The following is a 1,177-nucleotide window of genomic DNA, read 5'->3' as shown; positions in this document are numbered from 1 at the left end:
TGCAGTTCAAGAAGCCGTCGTTGCCGGGTCGGCGGCAGCGGTTGGAGTCGGCGTTGACGATCTGGGACCTGCGGGCGATCGCGGCGCGGCGGACCCCGCGGGCCGCGTTCGACTACACCGAGGGTGCCGCCGAGGCGGAGATCTCGTTGGCTCGTGCCCGGCAGGCGTTCGAGGACATCGAGTTCACCCCGTCGATCCTGCGGGATGTATCACGGGTCGACACGTCCCGCCAGGTGCTGGGTGGTCCGACGGCGTTGCCGTTCGGGATCGCCCCCACCGGCTTCACCCGGATGATGCAGACCGAGGGTGAGCGTGCCGGTGCGCGGGCTGCGGGCCGGGCGGGGATCCCGTTCAGCCTGTCGACGATGGGCACGACCGCGATCGAGGACGTGCAGGCGGTCAACCCGCACGGGCGGAACTGGTTCCAGTTGTACATGTGGAAGGACCGCGACAAGAGCATGGCGCTCGTCGAGCGGGCCGCTCGCGCCGGGTTCGACACGCTGCTGGTCACGGTCGACGTCCCCGTCGCGGGTGCTCGGTTGCGGGACAAGCGCAACGGGTTCTCGATCCCGCCGCAGCTGGGGGTGAAGACGGTGCTGAACGCGATCCCGCGGCCGTGGTGGTGGTTCGACTTCCTGACCACGGAACCGCTCGCGTTCGCGTCGTTGGACCGGTGGTCGGGCACCGTCGGGGAGCTGCTGGATCACATGTTCGACCCGACCGTCACCTACGAGGACCTGGCATGGATCCGCGACCAGTGGCCGGGCAAGGTCGTGGTCAAGGGTGTGCAGTCGTTGGAGGACGCGAAACGGTTGGCGTCGATGGGGGTCGACGGGATCACCCTGTCCAACCACGGCGGCCGGCAACTGGACCGCGCCCCCGTGCCCTTCCACCTGTTGCCGTCCGTGGTGAAGGAGGTCGGGCGGGACACGGAGGTGCACCTGGACACGGGCATCATGTCCGGCGCGGACATCGTCGCCGCGGTCGCGCTCGGCGCGAGGTTCACGTTGGTCGGCCGGGCCTACCTCTACGGGCTCATGGCCGGTGGTGAGGCCGGCGTGGACCGGATGATCCAGATCCTCTCCGACCAGATCGAACGCACCATGCGGCTGCTGGGCGTGGCCTCCCTCGACGAACTCGAACCCGCCCACGTCACCCAACTCCGACGACTCACCCC

The 1,177-nt window shown here is 69.2% G+C and carries 1 protein-coding gene; it reads left to right on the top strand.

All coding sequences use genetic code 11. From position 1 onward, the window contains the following. A partial coding sequence (locus Csp2054_RS17570; RefSeq protein ID WP_141399323.1) for an alpha-hydroxy acid oxidase occupies positions 1-1,177 on the top strand: 1,177 nt, incomplete at both ends.

Source organism: Curtobacterium sp. 'Ferrero' (assembly GCF_002412165.1).
Taxonomy (GTDB): Bacteria; Actinomycetota; Actinomycetes; order Actinomycetales; family Microbacteriaceae; genus Curtobacterium.
The sequence above is the reverse complement of the archived record's forward strand: the minus strand, read 5'-3'. Positions and strand labels throughout refer to the sequence as shown.